Origin of the sequence: Methanomethylovorans sp. (assembly GCF_041305605.1) — an archaeon.
In the GTDB taxonomy this organism is placed as follows: domain Archaea; phylum Halobacteriota; class Methanosarcinia; order Methanosarcinales; family Methanosarcinaceae; genus Methanomethylovorans.
In genome coordinates this window covers 1-7,256 of the sequence record NZ_JBFYLB010000061.1, presented here as the reverse complement: position 1 = coordinate 7,256, position 7,256 = coordinate 1, and the positions used below count along the sequence as shown (strand labels likewise).

Below are 7,256 nucleotides of genomic sequence, written 5' to 3'. Positions count from 1 at the left end.
GAACAAGGATCACAGCCATAGAGTGCAACGGTTAGAAAAACTATGATTCCGGTTAGGTGTTGCAATAGATACACTGCCAAGTTTTGTCTCAAGTACCATTACAATATCTTTAGAGGATTCTGATTAACCCTCATTAATGTTCACTGGAATGTAAATATTAAATAATAGAAGTTCTAATCAAAGATACATTTACTGATCTTGTTCTTAATGAAAAATATAAAAAGATAGCTGAAGCTATGCTCAAAGTAAAGAGAAGTGAAAAAAATACGGAAATCGAAGAAGATTTGATCAAATTCCAAACTGAAGAGATTAACGAATTAAAACAAGAAGGTGAAGCAAAATCCCCTTTAAAATAACATTATTTATTAAAAACCGTTTGCTTTTTAACTTCAGCTTCCGTGTTCATCATCATAATAATGGTAATTATATACCCGACTGTAGATGATTTTATATATATGCAAAGACATTCTTATATTTAGAACACAAACTAAATTTTGTGTTCATTTAAGGTGGAATTGGTACTTAGCAAAACGGAGCGATTTAAATGGAACTCATTGAAGTAAAGTGTGTTGTTTGTGGAACGCCTATCTATGTATATGAAGGTTATATTAAGGAACATATGTACTGTACTCTGCACTGTCTGAACGTTTCGATCACTTCAGAGAAACAACAAATAGCCTGAGATAATTCTCCGGCTTTTATCTGTTTTTTATCCGGCCCCGGACATCCCAAAACTTGCTGCTTATAGAAAATGCGAGTAGATACATCCTAATTTAAGACCGGATAAATGCTCGAATATTATATATGTTATAAATGTCTACTGAAAGTAACATGCAAAGAATACTCATCACTGGCGGATTAGGGCAGGTAGGCAGTTATCTGGTGGATGCGCTGCACGAAAAAGCGAGTATTACAGTGCTGGATAATTTTTCATCTACTACAAGGGAAGCCGTACCTCATGGAATCCACGTAATAAAAGCAGATATTAAAGACAGAATAGCTGCAGACCTTGTAAAACAAAACGATGTTATTATCCACACTGCAGCCCAGATAAGCGTCACAGCCTCAATGGAAGATCCTCTATTCGATGCACAGAATAACGTTTTTGGCACACTCAATCTGTTGGAAGCCGCTCGCAGATCCTCAATATCCAAGTTCATCTACATAAGTTCTGCAGCAGTTTACGGGAATCCCCTCTATACACCGGTTACGGAGTCCCATCCCCAGGATCCGCTTTCTCCTTATGGTGTCAGCAAACTGAGCGGAGAAAAATATTGCATGATGTACCACAAGGCTTTCGGCCTGCCTTCCTGTTGCATCCGCCCTTTTAATATCTACAGTCCCAGACAGGACCCGGGAAATCCATATTCCGGCGTGATATCACGTTTCATAGATAAGGCCAAAGCAGAACAAAGTCCAATCATATTCGGGGATGGTACCCAGACCCGGGATTTTATCTCAGTTCACGATATAGTGGATATGATAACGCTCTTGCTTGAAAATGAGGACGCTAATGGCCAGGTGTTCAACGCAGGGACAGGGAACAGTACGACTGTAAGTGAACTTGCACATATGATCCTTAACATATTCGATGCGGATGTGCCGGTGCAATACATGCCGGAAAGACCAGGGGACATAAAATACAGTTGTTCTGACATTGCCAAAGCAAGGAAAATACTGGGATTTGAACCAAAGGTGCCGCTCAGGGAAGGCCTAATGGAATTTGCCGAAAGCAAATAATATGAGAGATCCATTAGCGTAGTGACGATAAGACTGAATTGTGACTTTAAATATCACAAATTATGCATCTGCAGATCCTATAACGGATACACGACCAGCTTTTTCTATGAAATTGTGAATAATTCCCACAGTATTTCATACCCGGTGGAACCTCTTAGCTGACAGCATAGGCATATGTGGCTCAGACAGGTATCATAGTATTTACCACAAGGTATCTGTGGAACAAAAGAACAAGAAAAAGGACGGAATCATTTAAAAATAGTAAAATGGAGAAAAGAGAAAAGTCACTTTAAAGCGTGACTGTTCTTATCTCCTCTGCCTATTCCCTTGTAGACAAAGCCTGCATTTATGAACTTGTCGGGGTCCGCTACATTGCGGCCATCGATGATCACAGGCTGTTTCTGTCCCATCTTCTGCTTGATCTGTTCAGGCGTCAGACCGAAATATTGCTTGTGTCCGGTAAAGATGACCACTACATCAGCTCCGGCCAGTACCACATCAATATTGGCATGTATCTCTATGCCGGGATAGTAGAGTACATGAGGGTCATGCACTTTTATCTCACAGCCTGCCTGTAGAACCATATCCCTGTATGGTTCTGAAGGAGGGTTGCGGGCATCGTCCGAATCATTAAGGAAAGCCCAGCCTAACATAGCGATCTTGCTGCCTTTGGGCTTTTTGCCAATCCTCTCAAGGGCCTTTACTGTAAGGTTGAACATGTGTTTTGGCATAAAGTCATTGACCCTTCTGGCAAGCACATAGATAGATTCGGCATTCTCAGGATAATCCAGTGGTTCTGTACCAAGAGTGACACCACGCTCCAAGTGGTATGTATCCTTGGTGAGACAGTGTCCACCGACTCCTGCCCCTGGGTACAGAATAGCTCGTGTGATGCCTTCACCTTTAAGGCTGGCGATACCTGCACGCACATCATATACATTAATGCCCATAGCCTCACAGTACAATGCAAGCTGGTTAGCTGCTGCTATCTGCAGGTCCCTGAACGTGTTCTCAGCGGTCTTGGTGACCTCGGCGGCAGTAGCTGTCATATGTATGACCTTACCTTTTGTGAGCACAGGAGTATAAAGCTCAACTGCACGCTGAGTACAAATATCGTCGATACCACCCACTATCCTGTCATGCTCTCTGATGTTCTGCAAAAGCCTTCCGACCATTACCCTTTCCGGGGCATGGGCCAGTGCGAAATCTTCACCAGCAACAAGACCAGATTCCTTTTCCAGGATCTCCCTCGCCATACCAACGGTGGTACCGGGAGTAACGGTGGATTCCAGTACAACGAGCATACCTTTCCTGAGATGCTTACCAACATTACTTATGCCTTCTATGAGTGCAGTGAAATCCGGCAACAGGCTTTTAGGGTCCTCGAAAGGTGTCTGAATAGCCAATGTAACGGCGTCAAGCTCGCTGATCCTTGAGAAATCAGATGTACAGGTGAACTTACCTGCCTTTACTACCTTTTTTAGCAGATCTTCAAGCCCGGGTTCCTCACCTTTCAGGGGACTTTCCCCCTTGTTGAGCATCTCGATCTTGTATCCTGACGAGGATGAAGCTCTCTGGAAACCCAGCACATGATCAAAACATGGAGCATCTGCAAACAGTGCAGCTGCCGGGATACCCACATATCCCATACCGATAACGCCTATTTTTTTAATCGGCCCTTTCTCCGTAAGGATCTTTTTTAATTTCTCGCTCATTATAATCACTTTCCTTTTGTTATCAGATATCTATGACTTTTTCTTCATGATATGACGTTATAGCTGCCATGCATGCCTCAAGGGCATGTTTTCCATCCTCACCGTTTGGATGGGGCTGCTCTTTGTTGGCAACACAACGCACGAAATATTCAAGTTCGTTGAGCAGTGGCTCCTTCGGGTCCACCTTTGCCTCACGGACCCATTCCTTGTCGTGGAGCACAACAGACTGTTTGATGTAATCAAGATATGCTACACCCGCAACACCCACTGCAGTGAGAGTACGTACTTTATGTGGTGTGAGCCAGTTTACATCCACAAGACCGGAATAATCATGATCGAAACGCAGGTGTATGGATGCATGGTCCTCGGAAGAATGAATGTTTGCTCCTGCAATCGTGTACACCTGATCTATCTTCTTACCGTACAGATAAGAAATAATATCCACATCATGCACACCAATGTCCAGAATAACACCTACATCCCTTATTCTGGGATTATAGGCACCCACCCTTCTTGTGGAAATGGATACGATCTTACCCAATAATCCCGAATCTATGATCTTTTTGAGCCTGATCACAGCCGGATTGAACCTCTCAATGTGTCCTACCATGAGCATCATGCCTTTTTCCCTGGCAGTCCTGATCATCAGATCCGCATTTTCAAGGGTGTCTGCAATAGGTTTTTCCACAAGAACATTAACTCCGGCATCCAAAGCGTCTAATGTGACCGCCGTATGCATTTTGGTGGGCACCACAATGCTCACGGCATCCAGACCCTGAGCCAGTAACTTCTTATAATCCGTATAAGCCGTGGTCTTGAAAGTATTTGCAAGCTCTTCGACAAGTTCCTGGTTCACATCAGAGATACCAACAAGCTTGACGCCTTCCATCTCACTGTAGATCCGTACATGGTTCTTTCCCATGGAACCTACACCAATAACTCCTATTCTTATCATATCTTACCTCTGGTCCCATTCCTTTATAGCTGCAATGACAGTGTTTATATCAGCATCTGATAATGCCGGATGCACTGGTATGGACAATACTTCACGGGATGCCTTCTCACTGTTGGGGAAACTTCCTGCATAACCCATTTCCTTGTATAAGGGCTGCTGATGGATGCACAGGGGGTAATATGTACCGGTACCAACACCCTTCTCCTGAAGTGTGTCGCGTAGTGAATCCCGGCGAGGAGTGCGGATAGTATACTGGTGGTACACGTGTGAACAATTCTCTTTCTCCACAGGCAATATAATGTTCTTGGTATCCTTTAGACCATTTGAAAGCTTCCTGGCGTTCTGCCTTCTCTTCTCAGTGAACTCTGGCAGTCTTCCCATTTGTACGATACCTATAGCCGCGGAAATATCGGTCATACGGAAATTATAGCCTATCATCTCATGCAGATAGCGCTGTTTTGAACCATGGGCCCTGAGCATACGCGAGCGAGCTGCAATGTCCGGGTCATCGGTGGTAATGATGCCCCCCTCGCTGGTGGTCATGTTCTTGGTCGGATAGAAACTGAAAGCACCGGTTCCGAAAGACCCGACCTTCTTACCTTTGTAAGTTGCTCCGTGAGCCTGGCAGGCATCCTCGATGACAAGAAGGTTATGATCTTCAGCAATTTCCATGATCGCACCCATGTCAGCAGCATGCCCGTAAAGATGCACAGGCATTATTGCCTTTGTGCGACTGGTTATCATCTCATGTACCTGGTCCGGCGAAATATTATAAGTATCAGGTTCAATGTCCGCAAAAACAGGCTTTGCACCCGTGTACACAATAGAATTGGCAGTAGCTACGAAACTGAACGGTGAAGTGATCACCTCATCTCCTTTGCCTATCCCATGAGCCATCAATGCTACATGCAAAGCGGCTGTTCCGGAGTTCAAGGCCACTGCGTGACCTACTCCCACATATTCTGCGAAGGCCTGCTCGAACTGGGCCACCCTTGGCCCTTCAGCTATTACCCCTGAACGCAGTACAGCGGTGACGGCCTCGATCTCCGCTTCGTCAAGGTATGGTTTTGCGATGCTTATCATCATTATACCTCATTTAGAACTATAACTGAAACAATAGACTTATATTTATATTTTATTCAATTGTCTAAGCTTCTCCGGCAGTTCGGTTATTTTTGCAGGACACCCAATGGCAAGCTTCCACGGAGGCACGTCTTTTGTGACTAAAGCCCCAGCCGCTACCATGGATCCTTCCCCGATCTCCACTCCCGGAACAAGAGTTGCATTGGCACCAATAGATACACCTTTGCGCAGTGTAGGTCCATCAGCGATGTATTCACCTCTTACAGGGTATTTATCATTTGCAAGCACTGCACATGGACCAATGAATACATTATCTTCTATTGTGACATGAGTGGGGATGTAAACATTACCCTGAATACTAACATTATTACCGATCTTTACATTACCATCTATGATCACGTTAGTGCCCACGAGAACACTATTACCCATAATAGTGTTCTCCCGTATCATGGTATTATGACCTGTCTTGAACCTTTCCCCTGTCTTCACATTACTGAAAATAGTTGTACCTGCGCGGATAAAAGAGTCCTTGCCGATAGTGGTGCCAGGGAAATCATGATCTTCTATGTCTATTCCCAGTTTTATGATCTCCATTAGTACACGATGTTCGGGATAGCCCAGAGTAACATTTTCCATAACAACGGTCCCTTCACCTATGGACGTTGTACCATAGAGCTTTGAGCTACAGTGTATCCTAATATTTTCTCCCATTAATATCCTCTTTTAACTTTTTAGATAATCTATATTTCCGATATTATATCTCCATTAGTATATATAAAGATTACAGCCCGAGCTCAAGGCTTAAGAGCCCTAGATATGGCATACAATATATTCTTCTGTCGCAGGTACCTGACACCCAGGAATACAAGGATCACGAAACCTGTGACCTCCGAGATAAACACATAATCCAAAGCAGGTGTATATGCATAGATAAAAATGCTCTGGAAATAGCCAAAGATACCATCATAAGGCCCCGGACTACTTGGAAACTGCCAACCCATAAGGGGCCAGAACAATGTTGCAGGGGTATCCCACATATTGTCCTCCATCAGATGACAAAAACTGGCAGCAGAGAGGAAAAGGAATCTGGGATCGTTCTTTCTCTTCCACATATAAAAGGCACCGGCGCAGAGGATCATGAAGAACAACAAAGTATGTGCAACTATTCGCCCATTATCTATAGTTCCTGAGAAGATGATCCTCCCTATTGGTTTATCAATAAGGTCCGGAAGCATGGAGCCAACAAGCACAGCCGCATAGTCAACGCGACCTTTTAATGCAGGTAATTTATGCTCCAGAAGCGTGAAAAGACCCAATGTTATTCCTAAATGGCCGAAGACAAACATCGTATTAATATAATATTCTGATATAAATACGTTTATGGTTCATGAGTTTCTGAATATATTCCCATTTGTTTAAAAAAAGGAAGAGAAGAGTATGAATATACATAAAAGAATTTATTCAGAACTCATTTTCTGAACTTAAGATAAATTTTCGTATAGAAGGGCTCTTCTTTCCGATATTTCTGGATCTTTTCCCAATCGCTAACCTGTGCAATGAATTCTTCCCTGGACATGCCTATCTGCTTTAGGAAAAACTCAAGACCTTGCACAACCTCCGGGTTTTTCCGTTCCTCCTCTTCGAATCTAAGGGCCTCTTCACGCGTCATTTGTCCCAATCTTATGCGATTACTGTAATAGAATGTAGACCCGGTAACCTCCGGGAATTTAATAGTGTGTATATAGAAGGGAATTTCGTGCAGG

The 7,256-nt window shown here is 43.6% G+C and carries 8 protein-coding genes; 2 read left to right on the top strand and 6 right to left on the bottom strand.

Annotated elements, in window-relative coordinates; translation table 11 throughout:
* The first annotated feature begins 544 nt into the window (after positions 1 to 544).
* The gene (locus tag ACCM36_RS03935) at positions 545 to 682 is read left to right on the top strand and encodes a hypothetical protein (RefSeq protein ID WP_370572433.1); all 138 of its coding nucleotides are present in this window, start codon (positions 545 to 547) and stop codon (positions 680 to 682) included.
* A 131-nt stretch (positions 683 to 813) separates the two neighbouring features.
* Positions 814 to 1,740, top strand: coding sequence for a GDP-mannose 4,6-dehydratase (locus tag ACCM36_RS03930; RefSeq protein WP_370572432.1), 927 nt, complete (start codon positions 814 to 816; stop codon positions 1,738 to 1,740).
* A 284-nt stretch (positions 1,741 to 2,024) separates the two neighbouring features.
* Here ACCM36_RS03930 and ACCM36_RS03925 read toward each other — a convergent pair whose 3' ends face one another.
* The 6 genes from ACCM36_RS03925 to ACCM36_RS03900 form a co-directional block, all read right to left on the bottom strand.
* Positions 2,025 to 3,455 carry a nucleotide sugar dehydrogenase gene (locus ACCM36_RS03925; protein WP_370572431.1) on the bottom strand — a complete coding sequence of 477 codons (1,431 nt, stop codon included), beginning with the start codon at positions 3,453 to 3,455 and terminating at the stop codon, positions 2,025 to 2,027.
* Positions 3,456 to 3,477: 22 nt separating this feature from the next.
* On the bottom strand, positions 3,478 to 4,410 hold the full coding sequence (locus tag ACCM36_RS03920; protein ID WP_370572430.1) for a UDP-N-acetylglucosamine 3-dehydrogenase: 933 nt from the start codon (positions 4,408 to 4,410) through the stop codon (positions 3,478 to 3,480).
* Positions 4,411 to 4,413: 3 nt separating this feature from the next.
* Complete coding sequence (locus ACCM36_RS03915) at positions 4,414 to 5,496, bottom strand: DegT/DnrJ/EryC1/StrS family aminotransferase (protein ID WP_370572429.1); 1,083 nt, start codon at positions 5,494 to 5,496, stop codon at positions 4,414 to 4,416.
* A 42-nt stretch (positions 5,497 to 5,538) separates the two neighbouring features.
* Positions 5,539 to 6,204 carry a DapH/DapD/GlmU-related protein gene (locus ACCM36_RS03910; RefSeq protein ID WP_370572428.1) on the bottom strand — a complete coding sequence of 222 codons (666 nt, stop codon included), beginning with the start codon at positions 6,202 to 6,204 and terminating at the stop codon, positions 5,539 to 5,541.
* Between the two features lie 83 nt (positions 6,205 to 6,287).
* On the bottom strand, positions 6,288 to 6,839 hold the full coding sequence (locus ACCM36_RS03905; RefSeq protein WP_370572427.1) for a metal-dependent hydrolase: 552 nt from the start codon (positions 6,837 to 6,839) through the stop codon (positions 6,288 to 6,290).
* Between the two features lie 122 nt (positions 6,840 to 6,961).
* The coding region (locus ACCM36_RS03900) for a hypothetical protein (protein ID WP_370572426.1) at positions 6,962 to 7,256 on the bottom strand (295 nt) is incomplete at its 5' end.

What these genes read in the sequence shown, in the direction of transcription:
- ACCM36_RS03925 (WP_370572431.1), bottom strand. Translation starts at nt 3,455, where the DNA reads ATGAGCGAGAAATTAAAAAAGATCCTTACGGAGAAAGGGCCGATTAAA.
- ACCM36_RS03920 (WP_370572430.1), bottom strand. Translation starts at nt 4,410, where the DNA reads ATGATAAGAATAGGAGTTATTGGTGTAGGTTCCATGGGAAAGAACCAT.
- ACCM36_RS03930 (WP_370572432.1), top strand. Translation starts at nt 814, where the DNA reads ATGTCTACTGAAAGTAACATGCAAAGAATACTCATCACTGGCGGATTA.
- ACCM36_RS03915 (WP_370572429.1), bottom strand. Translation starts at nt 5,496, where the DNA reads ATGATGATAAGCATCGCAAAACCATACCTTGACGAAGCGGAGATCGAG.
- ACCM36_RS03905 (WP_370572427.1), bottom strand. Translation starts at nt 6,839, where the DNA reads ATGTTTGTCTTCGGCCATTTAGGAATAACATTGGGTCTTTTCACGCTT.
- ACCM36_RS03935 (WP_370572433.1), top strand. Translation starts at nt 545, where the DNA reads ATGGAACTCATTGAAGTAAAGTGTGTTGTTTGTGGAACGCCTATCTAT.
- ACCM36_RS03910 (WP_370572428.1), bottom strand. Translation starts at nt 6,204, where the DNA reads ATGGGAGAAAATATTAGGATACACTGTAGCTCAAAGCTCTATGGTACA.